Source organism: Proteiniborus sp. MB09-C3, from assembly GCF_030263895.1.
GTDB lineage: Bacteria > Bacillota > Clostridia > Tissierellales > Proteiniboraceae > Proteiniborus.
The window spans coordinates 1,221,483-1,240,292 of the sequence record NZ_CP127161.1 but is presented as its reverse complement, the minus strand read 5'-3'; the positions used below and the strand labels follow the sequence as shown (position 1 = coordinate 1,240,292).

General features: G+C 29.4%; 15 protein-coding genes. All 15 read right to left on the bottom strand.

The genetic code is table 11. The features are described 5' to 3' along the window. Positions 1-100 precede the first annotated feature (100 nt). The gene (locus tag QO263_RS05950) at positions 101-1,183 is read right to left on the bottom strand and encodes a DUF1848 domain-containing protein (RefSeq protein ID WP_285627594.1); all 1,083 of its coding nucleotides are present in this window, start codon (positions 1,181-1,183) and stop codon (positions 101-103) included. Between the two features lie 402 nt (positions 1,184-1,585). Continuing rightward, positions 1,586-2,029 (bottom strand): NUDIX domain-containing protein, encoded by a 444-nt coding sequence (locus QO263_RS05945; RefSeq protein WP_285627592.1) that lies wholly within the window; start codon positions 2,027-2,029, stop codon positions 1,586-1,588. Positions 2,030-2,547: 518 nt separating this feature from the next. After that, positions 2,548-4,374 carry a glutamine--fructose-6-phosphate transaminase (isomerizing) gene (gene glmS, locus QO263_RS05940; RefSeq protein ID WP_285627589.1) on the bottom strand — a complete coding sequence of 609 codons (1,827 nt, stop codon included), beginning with the start codon at positions 4,372-4,374 and terminating at the stop codon, positions 2,548-2,550. Between the two features lie 1,148 nt (positions 4,375-5,522). Continuing rightward, on the bottom strand, positions 5,523-6,002 hold the full coding sequence (locus QO263_RS05935; RefSeq protein WP_285627586.1) for a hypothetical protein: 480 nt from the start codon (positions 6,000-6,002) through the stop codon (positions 5,523-5,525). A gap of 276 nt (positions 6,003-6,278) precedes the next feature. Then, complete coding sequence (locus QO263_RS05930; RefSeq protein ID WP_285627584.1) at positions 6,279-6,758, bottom strand: NUDIX hydrolase; 480 nt, start codon at positions 6,756-6,758, stop codon at positions 6,279-6,281. Positions 6,759-6,850: 92 nt separating this feature from the next. Beyond that, positions 6,851-8,185: a hypothetical protein gene (locus QO263_RS05925; RefSeq protein ID WP_285627582.1), complete on the bottom strand. Its 1,335-nt coding sequence runs from the start codon at positions 8,183-8,185 to the stop codon at positions 6,851-6,853. Between the two features lie 2 nt (positions 8,186-8,187). Then, positions 8,188-11,484: a serine/threonine-protein kinase gene (locus QO263_RS05920; protein ID WP_285627580.1), complete on the bottom strand. Its 3,297-nt coding sequence runs from the start codon at positions 11,482-11,484 to the stop codon at positions 8,188-8,190. A 1,022-nt stretch (positions 11,485-12,506) separates the two neighbouring features. Continuing rightward, positions 12,507-13,364 (bottom strand): hypothetical protein, encoded by an 858-nt coding sequence (locus QO263_RS05915; protein WP_285627578.1) that lies wholly within the window; start codon positions 13,362-13,364, stop codon positions 12,507-12,509. Then, positions 13,351-14,220 carry an ImmA/IrrE family metallo-endopeptidase gene (locus tag QO263_RS05910; RefSeq protein ID WP_285627575.1) on the bottom strand — a complete coding sequence of 290 codons (870 nt, stop codon included), beginning with the start codon at positions 14,218-14,220 and terminating at the stop codon, positions 13,351-13,353. The genes QO263_RS05915 and QO263_RS05910 overlap by 14 nt, the downstream gene beginning before the upstream one ends. A gap of 9 nt (positions 14,221-14,229) precedes the next feature. Continuing rightward, positions 14,230-14,562, bottom strand: a complete 333-nt coding sequence (locus QO263_RS05905) for a helix-turn-helix domain-containing protein (protein WP_285627573.1) — start codon at positions 14,560-14,562, stop codon at positions 14,230-14,232. Positions 14,563-15,330: 768 nt separating this feature from the next. Further along, positions 15,331-16,068 carry an IS4 family transposase gene (locus QO263_RS05900; RefSeq protein ID WP_285627571.1) on the bottom strand — a complete coding sequence of 246 codons (738 nt, stop codon included), beginning with the start codon at positions 16,066-16,068 and terminating at the stop codon, positions 15,331-15,333. A 136-nt stretch (positions 16,069-16,204) separates the two neighbouring features. Next, on the bottom strand, positions 16,205-16,387 hold the full coding sequence (locus QO263_RS05895; protein ID WP_285627569.1) for a hypothetical protein: 183 nt from the start codon (positions 16,385-16,387) through the stop codon (positions 16,205-16,207). A gap of 147 nt (positions 16,388-16,534) precedes the next feature. Then, positions 16,535-16,789 (bottom strand): hypothetical protein, encoded by a 255-nt coding sequence (locus tag QO263_RS05890; protein WP_285627566.1) that lies wholly within the window; start codon positions 16,787-16,789, stop codon positions 16,535-16,537. A 12-nt stretch (positions 16,790-16,801) separates the two neighbouring features. After that, the gene (locus tag QO263_RS05885) at positions 16,802-17,122 is read right to left on the bottom strand and encodes a hypothetical protein (protein WP_285627563.1); all 321 of its coding nucleotides are present in this window, start codon (positions 17,120-17,122) and stop codon (positions 16,802-16,804) included. 397 nt (positions 17,123-17,519) lie between these two features. Then, on the bottom strand, positions 17,520-18,803 hold the full coding sequence (locus QO263_RS05880; protein ID WP_285627560.1) for a TnsD family Tn7-like transposition protein: 1,284 nt from the start codon (positions 18,801-18,803) through the stop codon (positions 17,520-17,522). Positions 18,804-18,810 lie beyond the last annotated feature (7 nt).

Sequence of the window (18,810 nt, the reverse complement as noted above, 5' to 3'; positions counted from 1 at the left end):
ACAATCTTAAGCTTTTATACATAATAAAAAAACGTCAAATTGATATACAATCTGACGCCGTGCTTTCCTTAAAAATCATATTTTATAATTTACACCTATATCAAATTATTGACTCCCCATTTTTATTAGACTTTAAATATCTTTGATAATTATTCTTTGCAATATGTGGTGTTTTGTTGGCATAACAGTATATACAGTGATGGCTACAAGTATCGTATTGCCCAATGTCCTTACTTATTATGCATCCACAGCATTCCCTTTGCCCTTTGTCTTTAAGCCTTCTCCATCTATCAAAGCTATTATCAGCATTCTTTCCTAGGATGTACTCGTACGTGTTTTCAATAAAGTTTAATTGTATTTGCTCATTAGCTTTCGTTGTGCTGCCAATATTATCATAATCTAAAAAATCCATTAGTTCTTTATCATCTGAAAACACATTAATCATTAAATCGTCATCAATACACTTATTCTTTTTAATATTATATCTGCTTAAATCAATGCCTTCTGAGCAAGTTGCTATTTCTAGCTTCCAATCTTTATTAATCTCGTACAATCCTTTAGCTACAGCTTCCATCGTCTCAGGAGTAAACTCAATATAGTTAACATTATTTTTTCTCAAATTATTTTGTACATTTCTATATGCAGAAATATCTGCAAAGCTTATTACAAGTTTATTGGTATAATCTGGAAGCCCATTTCCAATCTTAGCAATCTTATCTAATAAGGCTTCCACGTTAATTTTATCCGTAATTATTAGTGGATCAAATCTCCAAATCATTTTCTCTTTCCCTATCTTTTCTGAAAGCCTCTTAAAGGTATCTATTCTTCTGTCCAATCTCCTTACCCCTAGCTCAAAACCTTCTTTTTCATAATCATTTATTGTAAATGTGAAATAATAATTGATTCTTCTACTGTCAATCTCTTTCAGATGTGGGATAATAGGCTCAGCATCCTTCGTCCAAAATACTATTACTCGAGTCTTGTGGAAAGATACATATTGTGGCTTCCCATTGAAGGGATTTATCCATTTAACATATCCTTCTTTTAATCTATTAATAAACCACTCAGAATAAAATGCAGGTATATCTGTTGAACGGCTCGCTGAAATAATAATTGGTGCAATCCCCTTTACTCTACCTTCACTGGTATCTATATCAATAGTATCCCACTTATTTGAAGCCATTAAAAACACTCCCAGTTAATATTCAGTAATTTACTTCTCTGCTTTAAAAAATGATAAAGTCGTATCTCTCTTTTAATATGAAAAATCACCTTCTTTGGCATATTATAACACAAAGAAGGTAATAGCTTACATACTATCTCAAAGCATCAATTATTAAATGCAAACATTGTTTAATTCCTACAACGTCAATTGATCATAGATAAACAATAGATATAAAATGTTAACATCAAAAAAGTTGCTTATTGCTATTTTTCACTTTATTTGTTGTTTGAAAAATAGCAATAAGCATATCCCCAAATGAATTATGCATTTATTACTTATTTACCATACCTATTTCTTGTCTTAAACTCTAACTCTAAATATTTTTCTTTATGTTGTGTCACCTTGAAAGAAAAACTACCTCTAATAATTATAAAATATCTCTATATAATCTTGAGGTTCATTCTTATTTCTTAATCTCAATAATAATTCTTTTGTAAATCCCCCTAAATCATAATTTTCAATTTCCTTTATATCAACCCATTCATATTCTTCTGCTTCATCATTTAAGGAAACATGGTTTGAGTCTGTCCTACATAGATAATCAATGAAAATAAAGTGTTTCTTCTCGTAGAACGTATCGCTATATATACTTTCTTTTAAGCCAATCAACTTAATATCATAAATATCTAAACCTGTCTCTTCTAGTATCTCTCTTTTCAATGCTTCCTCCATTTTTTCTCCTAATTCAATATGGCCTCCAGGAATTACATATTTGTTTTCCCATTTATGAGATTTGCATAGTAATATTTTCCCTTCAGGATTATAAATAATAGCACTTACAGTTGGTTCAGGATATTTAATCATAATTCTATATGACACCTCCGATTTTATCTTACTGTCGCCATAAAATCCAATGCCGACTGAGCATCTTTTATGAATATTTCGCTACTTCTTACAATAGCAATTTCAATATTATTCTCTTTGATGGTATTTATCTCCATAATAGTCCTCCATTTCAATAAACAAATTGGTCACACTATATACTATTATATATTAAATTTATTACCATAACTTCATTATTTATTTGATACAGCTTTATTATTTTTGACATAAGTTTCTTTATTTTTCCCTTATCTCTCTACCCTAACTATATATGCAAATAAAAAGCTCATGTCAAAACTCCATGCCCTTCATGCCCTTTAATTTTAATGATTTCAGATTTATTCCTTATGCAAAATAAAAAGCCATGGCTCTAATAGGTCTTCTACTCTATTTTCACCATGACTTTTTTATTTTTTTATACGAGTTTTTAATATTTATAGATTAGTTTTGAGAAATCTTTTTATGGGACATTCGACACTATTTCCTAGGAAATATGATATTTATTCTACAGTTACACTTTTAGCTAAATTTTTCGGTTTATCTATGTCACAGCCCCTTTTATATGCTACATAATATGACAGCAGTTGGAGGGGAACTATGCTTAGTACTGAAGAAACTTCATCTATTGTCTTTGGAATGAAAATCACCCTATCAGCTGATTTTTCAATTTCTATATTTCCTTCCTTTGCTATTGCTACGACATATGCGCCTCTTGCCTTTACTTCTTTAATATTGCTTAGCATCTTATCGTATAATTTATCCTGTGTTACCAATGCAATTACTGGTGTGCCTTCTTCTATCAATGCTAATGTACCATGTTTTAATTCACCTGCTGCTATGGCTTCAGAATGTATATAGGATATTTCTTTTAGCTTAAGGGAGCCTTCTCTAGATACATCATAATCTATCCCTCTACCGATATAGAATATGCTTTGTGAGCTATAGATTCTTTCGGCAGTATCTTTTATGCTTTCAACATTTGATAATACTTCCTCAAGTCTGCTGGGAAGTTTTTTTAAGCTTTTAATAATCATGTTTATCTCTTCATCAGTTATACTATTTTTCTTTTTAGCCATTTCTAATGCTACTAGAGCCAAGGCTACTATCTGCGTAGTATATGCTTTTGTAGAGGCTACTGCAATCTCTGGACCAGCCCAAGTATATAATACATCATCTGACTCTCTAGAGATGGAACTACCCACCACATTAGTTATTGCTAAAACTCTAGCGCCTTTTTCTTTAGATAGTCTCAAGGCAGCTAACGTATCGGCTGTCTCTCCTGATTGACTTACTACTATTACAAGTGTATTTTGGTCTATGAATGGTTCACTATATCTAAATTCTGATGCTACATCTACTATCACTGGGATCTTAGCATACTTTTCTATCATGTCCTTACCAAGCAGGCCAGCGTGATAAGCTGTTCCACATGCAACTATATAGATTCTTTTAGTGCCTTTTATATATTCTTTTGATAGATTAATAGAGTCAAGCTTAACCTCCCCATTATTACTTACTCTTGGTAATAATGTGTCTTTAATCGCCTTTGGCTGTTCATAGATTTCTTTTAGCATAAAATGCTCATATCCACCTTTTTCTGCTGCCTCTATATCCCATGTCACATCATATATATCCTTAGTGATTGGAGTACCGTCTGTTTTCATTAGGCTTATGCTATCCTTCTTTACTATAGCCATTTCTCCGCTTTCTAATATATATACCTTTCTTGTATACTTCAATACAGCAGGTATGTCTGATGCTATGAAGTTTTCATCTTCTCCTATGCCTACTATCAGTGGACTATCTTTTTTCACTGCTATGAGCATATCTGGATTGTCTGCATGGATTATTCCTAGTGCATATGCTCCATCAATTTTATTTATTACTTTTTTCACTGTGTCTAAAATGTCCCCATTATAGTAATGATCTAATAAATGTGATATTACTTCTGTATCCGTCTCCGATATGAAGCTATATCCTAGTTTCTGAAGCTCTTCCTTTATTTCCATGTAGTTTTCGATTATTCCATTATGAACTACTGCTATTTTATTATCATTACTCTTATGAGGATGGGAATTTACATCAGATGGCTCCCCATGAGTTGCCCATCTAGTATGTCCTATGCCCATACTGCCCTTTACAGGTTTTTCTTTTATATTCTCTTCTAGTACAGATAATCTTCCTTTGAATTTCCTTACTTCAATTTTTCCTTCATTTAATATTGCAACTCCTGCTGAATCATATCCTCTATATTCTAACTTTTCTAATCCATCTATTAGTATTTGTGAAGCCTCCTTAGCTCCTATATATCCTATTATTCCACACATAATTATCACTTCCTTATAATTCGTTTTATATCTTTTTATAATACTCTAGATTCCTATATTCTTAGTCTTTCAAATAAATGTCTTTTTTAGACATGACAAACAAGCCCATTGATTAATGAGCTTAAGCCTACCTAGTCGTTTTTGTCCCCATAATTGCTTATGGATTTTGTACAACCGTTGACGGTGGTAGTAACACCGCATGGCACCCGCCGAATTTTTCGATAAACCATGACCTCGTCAACTCAAATTATTGAGTTCTGGCGCTTAATATTTAATTGTCGTCTCGTATTCTATAAGCCTCACCTCCTAAAATAATCGGGAATCAGTAATTAAAACACAGTAATAGTATTATATGTTATTTTTCATGATTTTGCAACAATTTAGCGAAATTCTTTTAATTTTTTTATATAAACCTTTTTTATATAAAATTCTACAAAAAACGCCAGAGGTGTTTTCCTCTGACGCTTTAAACTCTTTTTATCCAGTTACACACGAGTTTGCTCATCCACTGACAATGTTTGCTCGGCTGGTAAGCGAGTGGTTGAAAGCCCTATCGCCCATAAGTTACTTTGAGTGACAAAGTTTGTTCGTGGGTTGCATTTACTTAAAAAATAGAAAAAAAGAGATAAAAAATGAGAAAATGACAAGCGAGTTTGCTCGTGAGCAGTGAAGAATGACAAAGTTTGCTCGTGGAAAAATACGAACAATTATATGAGATGTAAGTGCGATATGCATAGGGGGGTATTTATTTATATTTTTATATATATTGATTTTATTAGGCTGCGGGAAAATAGGGTTTTGGGATTTCGGAAATGTTTGAGGCGGGAGGATCTGGTTTTACACAACTAAAAAACGCCAGGCTGGTTTCCCAGTCTGACGCTCTGTATCTTTCGTGAACAATCTTTGTAATTGTAAACATACTTTTGTGTATGTCGACAATGAACAAATAAATCTATTGTAACAAATTTCAATTATTAGATCTTTATCATTAATAAAAATTTTCCTACATTATATATAGGGTATTTATATATATAGGGTATTTATAAATCTTAACATCAGATAGTTTATGGTTGTTACTCCTTCGTCTTTAAAGTATAGAATACCTTTAGGAATAATAAAAACAAAATCAAAATTAATGTTACGTTGTCTTAACCTGTTTTACCTATTGGCAGTATCACTCGAAAAACAAGTCTTGCTTCGCCATTTGCTAGATAATAAATTGCCTGTTCATTTTTCACATTACCGCGTCTATTAATAGGAAGTGAAACGATATTATTGCTTTCTTTATCTAGTTCATAAGTTTCCTTATATACGGTTCCTGTATTTTCTGTATATTCGTAATAATCCTCACCAATAACAACCGTTTTAGAAAAGTCATCTAATGAATATATCTCTAATATGTCTTCATTTTCTATTAGTTCTAATGTTGGAAGATTGTCATAATTAAAATCGAATCCATTTTCATAGTATTTAGGATTTATTTCTTCCCCTGTACTTTTCAATGATATAATTGGAAATATTATTGTTTCAGGACTCTCTATGGTATTAGAACATCCAGCATAGAGTAATGTCATAACCAATAAAGTAGATACAAATGCAATAATTCTTTTCGTAGCCTCTCCCTCCAAAAATTAATGGGTTTTGCTTCATTTTTAATTATCCCAAAATAAAAAGCCTCCAACCATTATCACATTCAATTGCATTTTGGGGTACCAATCTTGTGTTGCATACCAATGATAACTCCTCATCTGTTTTTCCAATAAAACAAAATTTATCTGAATAATCTATTTGTGATCCATTTATTTAATTATTAAAACTATTCTTGAGTCAATATAAATCTAGCACTATGACATAAGATGTAAAGATTGCGTATTAACCTAACCATAAACTTACAATTTATCTATCTATCTTTCATCCGTAACAATATGTTCTACGTATCTTTGTATATTTGATAATTTATCAATAAAAAAAGTAGGAAATGCCTTGTAATTTGATAGGTTATTTATTGGTAGCCAATGCATATACTCTTTAAACCCACCTGAATAACTATTACAATTAAGTTTTTGTGTTCCCCTTGGCTTCATTAAAAAGTAAAATGCAATTTCGTGGCAATTATAACCTTCAAGACTACCACTACCAGTAAAGAATTTCTCGTGAATAAATGCTAACCTATCAATTTCATAGTGTATACCTGTTTCTTCATATACCTCTCTCACAACAGCCTCTTCAGCCATTTCACCTATATGAACACCTCCTCCAACTGGATAGTAATAATCATCCCTATCGTTTTTAGCAAAAAGTACACTCCCATTTTCAATAATTATTGCTGCTGCTTTATATCTGAACCATCCATTGTCTTTGGTAAATCCACAATCATACTTCATTTATATCCCCCTTCTAGATTCGTATTTTCAGTTACCAATATAAATGATTATTAGTAAATTCCAAGCAAACTAGTTTTAAAATTGATAAAGAATCATTTACTCTTGGTTAATAGACTATCTTTCTTAATCTTTATCTTTTCTCTATCAAAGATTATCTCTGGAACCTCTTCTATTAAATAGTCTTTTCCAACTGGAATAGGGTTATATTCAATGTTAATTAAACATTGAGGATATAATACTATATCCGTTTGAGTAATGTTCTCTTGTTCAATCCACTGTATTCTATTTCGATTTTTCTTAATATAATTCATAAATCTACTTTTTAATTGACTAATCTTATATTCATTCTTATCACATATAATATAAATTTTAGTTTTATTAATAATTGATTGTAATGCTGAAATAACTTCATCATTTAATATCTTCGATAATTCTCCTGATGATATTACAACTTCCGATGGTTTAATATTTTTTAATGAAGTTAGGATATCGAAATACTCATTCTCTAATAAATATCTATCCATAAAAAAGTATTCTTCTATCTCTTCCTTATCTTTATTGTCTAAAGTAGCATTATTCGATAAAACTTGTACTAACTTTTCAGTATTCTCCTTTTTTTCACCATCTATACCAACTTGTATATCTAAATACTTATCACAATGAAAAGGAGGAACTAAAAAACTTCTTGCGCCAGTGCAGTCATATACTTGTCTTGCAAGAGTGTTTCCATATATATTCTCTGGATCATTTTCACATTCAAATAATAAATCATTATCTCTTATATTCTTATATATAAATGCTCTTTCTTCAACATAACATAATTTTTCATATTCTTTCCCAATAATCTGGTAAATTTCATTTCTAACACTATTGTGTTGTTCTTTAACTTCGTAGTCTTCCTGTCTCTTTTGGTAATATTCATCAAAATCACTAAAATGGTTTGTAATAAATTCATCAGTAATTTTAATTTTTTCGTCTAAACAAGGACACATATAATCAGGTTTTTTATATGTACGATCTAAATCCTTGATTTCACCAGTAATAGCATTTATATAAATCCTATTTAATTCCTCTTTTTCAATAACAGTCCTTTTTAATTTATTCAATGATTCCTTTCCTTTAGGTGTTAAAGTAATTATGTTACTCTTGATGTATAATAAGTCGCTCCCTGACATCTCACCTACTACATCATTTAAAATTTCTTCTTCTACACCAGTCAATTCTGAAATATTATGTATTTCATTATATTTACAGTCAACTAACTTCAGTATTATTTCATAAAAAAAGGGTAATGGTTGTTCTTTTCTAACCAATGTCTTAAGTCCTATTTCTTTATACGGTATATATAACTTTATCGATTTAATAAAGTTATAGCCACTTTTTATAGGAGGAATTAATCTATTTAAATCATAAGCAATATTCCACATATTTAAACCTCCCTCTTTCCGTCTGCATTTAAAGAAAGATAATCAATGATCCTGCAATGTTCCGGATTTTCCTTTATATATTTTATTATTAATGGAAACTTGTTGTCATTAATGCTTGTATCACTTAAAAACTCAGCATCTCCAATTATTATTAAAAGTCTTTTCGCTCTTGAAAATGCAACATTTAATCTTTCTTCGGATTTTAGAAATCCAATATTTTTGTGTTTATCACTGCTTCTGACAGTAGAATAAATTATTATATCCTTTTGACCGCCCTGAAAAGCATCAACTGAATTCACTACTACATTACTATTTATGTTATCATAGGTATTTTGCTGTATTTCATTACGAATTAAATTCTTTTGCCCACTGTATGGTGTAATAACCCCTACATCATACTCAGAACTATCTATACTGTTATTTATAAGTTTTAATTGTTCTTTTACAATATTTGCCTCTAGCAAATTCCTATACGTAGTTGAAATATTCTCCTCAAATCTATCTGGTGACTTTGAGGTATCTAGCCAAACAATGGCTAAGTCCATATACTTCTTGATATTATGCTTTCTATCTTTTATTGAAACTCCATTTAAAATTTGATTATCATAAAAAAGTTGACTTATCATTGTTCCAATAGTGGGGTGCATTCTATATTGTGTATTTAACACTTGCTTATTTTCACTAGGAAGATGTTCAAATAGTTTCATAAATATACTATTATATAATGTATTAAAATCTAAGTTGCTCTCAATAAATGTTTGCTTACTATTCTTTATTAGTTCTTCGTCCAATACTGGTGGAAGTTGCTTATGATCGCCAACCATTATAATTTTTTTTGCTCTAATAATGGATATTAATAATTCTGGAAATGTTGCTTTTGCTGCTTCATCGATTATTACATAGTCAAATACCATATCATTTATTACATAATTGGATATAACACCTGTACAAGTTCCTGAAACAATCTCAGCATTTTTTATAAAGTGCTGCTGAATATCCATTCTACCAACAATTCTATTTACCCAATCTTTTTGTATTTGAAGAGATTTGAAGTCCTTTGTCTCTAATAGTTCTTTATACTTTTCTTCGAAATATGTTATAAAAGACATAGCACTTTCATATGATTTTTCATCTTCTCCCTTAGAAAACTTAGTTTCCATAATCGCTTCACAATACTTATCGAACTCTTCCTTATCAACTTCTAAAGATGATAACAAATTTTGTGCAAAATTATTACTACCGTCAATAATTCTATTAACCCATCTTGATTGTGCATAATCTACGGCATATTTCTCCCTAACAGTATCTGATAAATTTTCATCTCTTCCTATTCTAATAACTTTTATATTATCACTAGAAGTTTGATCTAAATCTTCAAGCATCTTGTCCACAGCAGCGTGTGCTTGAGATACTAGCAAAATTTTCTGTTTAAATATTTGCCCTTGGTTGTTCATTTCAAGTATTTGTCTTAAAATCTCGATTATTACATTAGTTTTTCCTGTACCCGGTGGCCCTTGTATAAGTGATATATCTTGAGAATTTAACGCTTTAGTAACTGCCTTTTTCTGTGTTCCATCTAGTAATTCGTTAAAATAAACTCTTCCTGTAGGTGCATTAAAAAAACTTGCTGATTGTATGCCAGAAAAGATGCTTTTTAAATTTGAGGGACTTACATAGTCTTCATTATTAAAAGAATTTAAGGCCTTTTTTTCTCTATTAATCAAAGAAAGATTTCTTCTATAATCTTCACATATAACTCCACTTTTAGGTAACTTTGACTTCAACCCTGTATTTATATTATTTAATTTTAAATAGAATTTTTCATTATCAATATAAATACTCTTTAGATTTCCTATCTCAACAACCTTATTTCTTTTGCCCTTCGTATTTTCATATATAAATGTAATTTCATCCTTATTTTCATCAAGTAAATAATAATCCTGTTCATTAATAGAAAAAACACAAACATTATCTTCTATTTTAAATGAATCATAGTTTACTCTAATAACATTCTTCTTATATTCTATTTCCATTATATCCAGTAATTTATGCCACGCGAAAAACTTCTTCGTGTATTCGTTATTGACATTAGAAGAAGATAAGAAGTCCTTTTTGCTATCTTTAGTACTAATTGTTAATTCAAAATTATTATTAGAAGGTATTCTTTTTCCACTCAAAATAAACTTAACATCCCCATTAACATACATTGCTTTTCTCTTAATATGCTCTCTTTTATAAGGTTGTAACTTATCTACTTTAGTAATACGGAATATCTGGTTCTTATCATCATAATAACACTCAAAATAATAGTGAATACCATAAAGCGTATATAACTCCTCTGTTTTATCTTCTTTATCATCATTTTCAATAAATATATAGGCTTCCAAAAAATCTTCATTAATGTAATTTTCTATTATGTCAGCAAAATTATCATTATTAGGAACTAAAGAAAGATTTCTCATATGTACTATTTTACTTGAATCAATTGAAAAGATATAAGTTCTATTTTGCTTAGTAAATCTATTAAATAACTTTATTAATACCTTTCTAACTTCAAAAATATTATTGTATCTATCCTCAGGCGATAACTTTACCATTTTTTTGATTATTTCTTTAAATTCTATATCAATTCCACCAGTCTTTTCTAATTTTGCTTCAAACTCATTTGCTATTGGTGGCTCTTCTCCCGTAAATATAAAATATAATACTGCTCCTAATGAATATATATCACTTTTTTCCGTAGCATTCTCACTATGAGTATGGACTTCTGGGGCAGCATATTTATTGGTGGCAAACTGAAATAATGTATCAGAGTTTACCATATCTTTTATTTTACTAATTCCAAAATCAATTAATTTAACTTGTTTATCTGGAGTAATCATTATGTTCTTAGGATTTATATCTCTATGTATTATATTATTTTCGTGTGCTATCTGAATAGCACTTATCAATTGCTCTATAATTTTGACTTTTTCAATAGTATTTAATTCTAGAACATCAATTTTTTGCAGTTGTTCCCCTTCAATATATTCTAGAAATACTCGTCCACATTTTCCATAATTATCATCATTGTGAATATCATAATGTTCTAATCTGACAATATTACTACACATTCTTAATTTTGTTAATGCCCCTACTTCTCTTTCAAAAATTACATTATACAAAGGAGTATTAATTCCCTTAATTATTTTCATAGCATAATGTTTCTCTGTGGATATATCCTTAATCTTAGATACCTCTGAATAACTGTTATTTCCTGGCTTTAATATTCTTACGACTTCATATTTGCTTAGTACCATCCTACCCAACCCCTCCTTACTTCTTTATTGCATTCATTCAATACATCTTGTTCTAATAAAATGACGAATTAACGCGACCAATACAACATAATGATACATAGTTATACTTTTATACTTGGTATCGACTAAATCTATTATTATAATTATATATGATATTGTAAATTCTTGCCACAAAAAATAGAAGACTGACTAATATTAATCACCGTCTTCTATTCGTTCTAAAATAATATTGGATTTCTTTCTAGCGGGAGAGTGTTCTTTTACAAAAATAAAATGCACTAAATTAGTTTCCCAGTCTGATGCTCTGTATCTTTCGTGAATAAAGTTTGTAATTGTAAACATACTTTTGTGTATGTTGGCAATGAACAATAAATCTATTGTAATAATATAATATTAGATTTTACTATTAATAAAATTTTCCTACATTATATATAGTGTAATAATGAATCCATAATTTTAATTCAATTATTCTTATATATAAATATCATTCAGATGAATTTTGTAATTTTTTCTTTAGATCCAAAATATACTGGTTAGAGAAACTTTGGTACTTCTTCCTGTTCAAGTGATAGAATATATTTGGAATAGGGGCATAGTTTTTTCTTCTTTCATATATACAATGTTGAATCTCTTTGGCTTTATTTATAATGTCTTCTTTGGTAAATCCCTCAATGTTTTCATATAGATAATATAGGCGACCGCTAATTTCTTTACTATTCTTAATGCTTGTCTCATTATATCACGCTTACTGTTATAAGGCAGCCCAATATGTTACACTAATAAGACATAAATTATGGCATTATTAAAGGAATGTTTATTTTTCAAGGCTTTAAGCCATTTTATGAGATTAACTCTTTTTTAATTGTGTTACACTCGAGTTGAAGATTATATAAAAATTAAAAGTCAAGCTAGTCACCTTTTCTTTTTTATGACGATACAATTTATATTATTTTAAAGGGTTTTATGTCTGGATAAAATACTAACTGATATAGTAAAAGCCCGAATTTACGGGCTATAGATAATTATTCTTTGATTCTATTTCTAATCCTCATAGAAAATCCTTCTCGAATTTCAGAGCATTGCTCATCATTTAATGAATAATCAAACAAACATTTTCTTATAGAATAATCTACATTATTTTTATCAATCCTAGAGTAAATACAACTTAAGCAATTTCCTGTATTGTTACTTGCTAAATTGGATATCTCATATTCTACCTCTTTACTTTCACAATACGATGTATCTACATAATAGTTAAAATATCCCTGAACCAATTGTTGAAAATTACTTATCCTATTATTTTCAAATTCTATAAATACCGGGATTTCATTATCATTTCGCTCCATAAATATTTTAAAACATTCAAATGGATGTTCTTCTCTGGCGAAAGCCTTGTAAAGATTTCTAGCAATTTTTCTATCACTTTTATTTTCGGCATTTAAAAACAATAAATAGGCAAAGTCTTGCACTGTTATACATTTCAATCCTTTAAAGTATTTTGATTCAGTAACAAATCTCCAAACTGTTGTATCTTGTGAAGAAAGAATAAATACATTATTAAATTTAGCGTATAGTAGAGTTTTATATTCACCCAGATCTTTTAAATCTTCTATATTAAAAGAATCTTTCAGTTCTTTATCACATTCTTCAAGTAATTTCTTTCCAACCTCATCGGTCGGGAAATTGTCTTCTACATAAATAATATTAGAAACATTTGATACCGATATTAACTCATCCTTAAGTGCTTGTCCAACAATTTCATTAAAAACTTTTCTATGTATTATTACATTTTCAAAAAAACTGAACAGGAATTTTAACTGTCCTTTAAAATTTATAAGTATATTAGCATCAAAAAGGACAGGAGAACTAATCTTCCTCATCTTTATCATCTCCTGTCCCGAAATTCGAAAAGTCTATTTTTATTGTGTTTACTTCTGGCTTTACAACCTTAAAATCATCAAGTGTCTTATCATATTTATTAACTATACTTTCTAGTTTGCTAATTGAAATGATATTATTACGATATACATCATAAGCGATCTTGGGGACATTTAAAGAATGATATTTCCTTCCGTTGGTATGCTCAAGTTCATCAACACGCTTGCGCATTTCTTCATCCAACATCTTACAATATTCTAAGATCTGTTCATCATAGTCCTTAAGTTTTTGAAATTCTTCATTGCCTATTATTCTTAATTCTTTAAGTCTTTTTAAGATTGTTTTATAAGGAATTTCATATTCATATTGGAGTTTCATAATTTCAAGAACAAGATCTACTTCTAAACACTTTTTACTTTTAAGATTGCTAAATCTATTTTCTATTACAACTTTTGGCATTAAAAATGCAGCCGCGAAATAGTTTGCCTTTATCTCTTCAATACTTGAACCACTATCATCGATACTTTCAGAAATATCTTCATCATTGCAAACTATAAATTTATCTATTCTCTTTTCTTTTAAATCAATCAAATGATATAGTTCATGCGCAGCAGCAAATACCTGAAAACTCAAATTAAAACTTGTATTTACAAAGATTTGGATTGTCTCTCCTTGCTTTCTCGTAAATCCAGCAATTTTTCTCGTCTTTAGTGGATAAAGTAATATATACGAATCGAAAATATTTTCTATATAACTAAATATTTTGAGCCCAATTGGAGATTCATCACCTAAATCATATATCTTACGCTGCTCAACAGCCTTCTTCTCAATTCTTTCTATCTCTTGTGGTGATAACATAAAAACCTCCTAGATTCGTTCTCTCATATTTTGAAGTGTTATTGCTTCATCCATCATTGATAATATCATTTGAACTTCTTCAATATCACTATTATTTAAATTCTTATCTCTTTTCATATACATAACAATATCTTCTTGGATATCATTAGTGCCTAATATATAATCTGCAGACACATCATAAAAATTTGTAAGTTTTTTAAGTTCCTCAACATCGATTGATTTTTTATCGTTTTCTAATTTACTGTAAGTTGAAGTATTAATATCAATAAAAGCACAGAGGTCTTTCGCGCTTAAATCTTTAGACTCTCTTAACTCTTTAATTTTTTCACCAATAGTCTTCATAATCATCACTCCTCAATAATAGTATATTCTATTATTTCTATTTTAGCAACTTTTTATTCAAATCAACTCACAATAATTTCTAATATGCAATTTTACGAGGGAAAAAATTTATTCAAAAGTAAACCCTATAAGTTATGTTGCACTTTAAACCTTATACAACCTGTAAACTATGAAGAATTTTCAGTATATATATAATGTATTACAGTAGAAAGCATCCTTCGGCAGCATAATTTATATTATGTTGAGGATATCGAATGAAATATATTTTTCTAGTATCCCTAGGCTATAGTAAAAGAAATGGAGATTACTCTTCACTCTCTTCCCTAATTTTTTCCTCATACAATTCTCTAAATTCTTCTTTTTTCTTTTGATAATTTTCCACGCTACCATAAACAAGAGTTAGATAATTACAAATTAATGTATTCAAACCTTCTGATGTTATTCTATCATTAGTATTCTCAAAAAAATGAAGTATTCTTTTTGAAAATTCTTGAATATTAATAATAAATAAAAGAGTATTGCACTGATGAATTAAGAAATTCTTATCAATACCGCTAACTTTTTCATATAAAGGAGGTATCTCTTTGTAATAGATAAAATAGGCGAAAGACCTTCCTTTTACAAAACCAACCTTATATCCATTTTCAGTATAACCATGCTATTTCTTCACTAGATAAGTCTTGGATATTTGTTACAAAAGTTAATTCTTTATTTTCAGCATCTATCACTTTGATAATTCTGTACTTGTTTTTAGTTTTATTTATATATTTATTGCCTAGATATACAAACAATAGTTATGTTTTTATCTAAAAGTGGTATATCACAGTGAGAAACCTTAAGGTTTTCAACTTCTTCTACTACTGCATTATCTTTTAATCTTGTTACAAAGAGTTTTTCATCATTAGTAAATTGGTCAAACTTTTTATAATCGACATAACCCTTATCACAAACGTAAATACAATTTTTATCTGTCATTAACTGATTCATTTTACTTTTATCGTGATGTTTGGCATTTGAGACAACAATAACTTCTGGAATACCTCTTCCAAGGTCATATTTAGTATGGAGCTTTATTCCAGCTTTAGTTGAACGAAATTCTGCCCATTTAAAATATGTTAAAGTCATACCAACAGTAGAAGAATCTATTAACTTAACAGGGTACGGTATTTGAAAATCTTTATTTATAGGTAGTAAAATCATAGCTTTTTTAATAACTTCATTCATTATTGGCATATATGCTTCGAATTTAATATTGTTGTTGTAGTTAGACAACGACCCAAGACTAACACCTTGAATTATTTCTTTTATATCTGAATCAGATTGCATAAAATTATGAAGGTCTCTTAAACTATCCAACTTAGCTATATGAAAGTAAATCAAGGCTTTCAAATGATTTTGTGCAGCGAAATAGTCAGTGTTTAGCTTGTAAGTAGATTGTTTCAATAAATTCCAATTAATGATATCTAAAAGTTCTTCAAAAATAGTGATATAATTATTCTTGTTCAATGGCTAGTAACCTCCTGCTTATTGTAATTGGGGATAATTATATTAAAGCAAAGGTTACTAGCTTTTTTATATCTAAATTTATGGTAATAGATTCAATGAATGGTACTTAGGTTTTGTTAATGGATATTTTATCCATTTATTGAACACTAGTGATATTTATTAATCTTTTACACTTAAAACAAATAAAGCAACCATATTCATCACAATAATCTTCAGATGTAGTGTATTCATATGGAGAATCCCATTTTCTTTGCAAGTTTATTTCTGCTATATCATAATCATAGTCTACATCTTGTGAAATGAATCTTTTTTCCTCCATTTATTTACCTCCTTTGCTTTACCACAAAAGGGCTTGCTATGTTAGAATGCTATAGTTTTCTTTTTTCTTTATGCTTTGATAGAATGCTTTCATTGTATTATGTTACATACTTTTGTTTTTCTTCTTTTGCCCTATTAAATAATTAATCTAAATTTCAGTATTACTGGTTATGGTTTTTTCTTCTGAGATTATTTTAGTAGTTAGATCCTGAATATACATTGCATACTCATAATATATGGAGTCTACAATTTCCATTTGTTTTGCTAATTCATCATATCTTTTTTTGAGGATAAGAAACTTATCATCTTGTTTCTTGTCAACAACCTTTCCACAATTTTCAATATCCTCCATTCTTCTCGCTATATAGCGAAGTACATCCATAATACTTGTCTCATCACGCATTCTATAACCCCCTTAATAAATATTAGAGTTGCTATTTTCATAGGCACATTTCCATAAGAATTCCTTTGGAATTTGATTACTATAAGCATCTTTTATCTTTTCGAATCCTTGATTTAAGAGCACTTGTTCTTTTTCCTCGTTAATTTTAGATACTTTTCTGAACTCATATTTCTTGGTTTCAGAATTGAATCTTCTATAGATTCCATAGAAGAAAGACCTATAATTATTAATCAGTATCTTGAAACCAAGATCTCCTGCCAATTCTTTAATACCAGTTAGATCAGATGCTTTTGCTATAACTCCTGTACTTTCATTAGCATAAATAATTGCCATCTATTCAACCTCCTTTCCAAACACTCACAACATTTTTATTTTCATACTAGGTTACACCTCCTTTTAAGAAAACAAAAACAGAGCAAAACACCAGTGTTACATAACACTGATTAAATTTTGCTCTGTTAGAATTCTATAATTATTAATTATTTAATTGTCTGTACCTAATCGATAAAAAAATATATACTAATATATATATTACCACAACTTCTTGCTCAGTAACATTACAGTTCAGTTACATATCTTATAAAGTCATTTATCAACCTATTAACAAAAGTATCTTCAAATATGGAATCTGTAGTGTTTTATGCTTAGATAATAACTCAACATTTTTCTTTTGTCAAATATTTATATCAATATTTTTCGAGATATTTGTCAGATTCTATTACTGCTTCAGTTACTTTCTAACTCCTAACCTTCTTATATAATCATAAACAGTAGTATGGGTTGTCCCCATTATCTTTGCAACCTTTGGCACGCTATTATATTTTAATAACCGCATTAATTCTTCTCTCCAGTAATACCCGTAATCCACAATCCTTGAATACCTATATCTATCTTCTATTTTCTCATCTGGACCACGTCTTAAATAAGAAAAACCACATTCTGGACAGGTAAAATATCCGATTGGACTTTTAGTTTTATAACTATTCCTAATTTCTACATTTTCAATTATTTCATTCTCATACTGTACACAGACAGGATTTAAACAAGGATATGGTCCTTTACCAAAAGGAAGATACTCTATATTATGGTTAAATAGCACATCTGGTGGTAGACTTAAAAACCTCATAAGTAATATATGCTTTAATGGATCTTCTATAGTTGCTTTATTCCATCCCATCTTAAAAAGCCAATTACAGTTATTAGTTTTAGTAATCGTATTTTGTGTCATTTGAAGTACTTCATTACCCCAAAAGGCCTCAAAGTCAGCAATAAGATTTCTTTGGCGTAGGCCTCCATTGACTGTAGCATACTCCAATATCTTCAACTGATTTAAGTATTGGTCCTTAATATTAGTATTAATAACTGGATTATTTAAAATCCAGTCCATATCCTCTGCAATAATCAGTAATCTTTCATAGGTCTTTGGCTCATACGCAATTTCACTTTCAACAATACAGTTTTTCTCCGTTGCTACTACATATTTATATTTATTCTCTTCAAATGATACATTACTATCATAAATAGGTGTTTTATGAATGGGACAAATATAAATACCTCTTACCTGATGAATCCTATGCCAATATAGTTCGCCATATATATCCAAATCCTCTTTATTGCACTTTGAGCAAAATCTTAAGAATTTATTTTCAGCCAATGGGTTTATAATACTTGTAATTTTATTATATATCTCAACATCTCCATATAACAAATACTGTCTTATTATATTCTTATTCTTAAGGCTTAAAAAGGCTGCATAAAACGGAAATAGTGTATGTTCGACTATTAGCCTGTCTGCATCGAAAGGACTGTTTAAGGGCATATTTTGGAGCAAATTAGCCAATAGTGTTGGAATTTCCAGACTACACACTATACGATTTACACTAAATAGATCCCTTGCAGTTTCACTACCATTGAAATTTGGACTTTTATCGTGATATCTAGCAAAAACACTGTATAGTATTTCATCTTGATATGGTGTTGTTACTGGCAAGTGTTTTTGGAGAAATTTCGGCAAATAATTT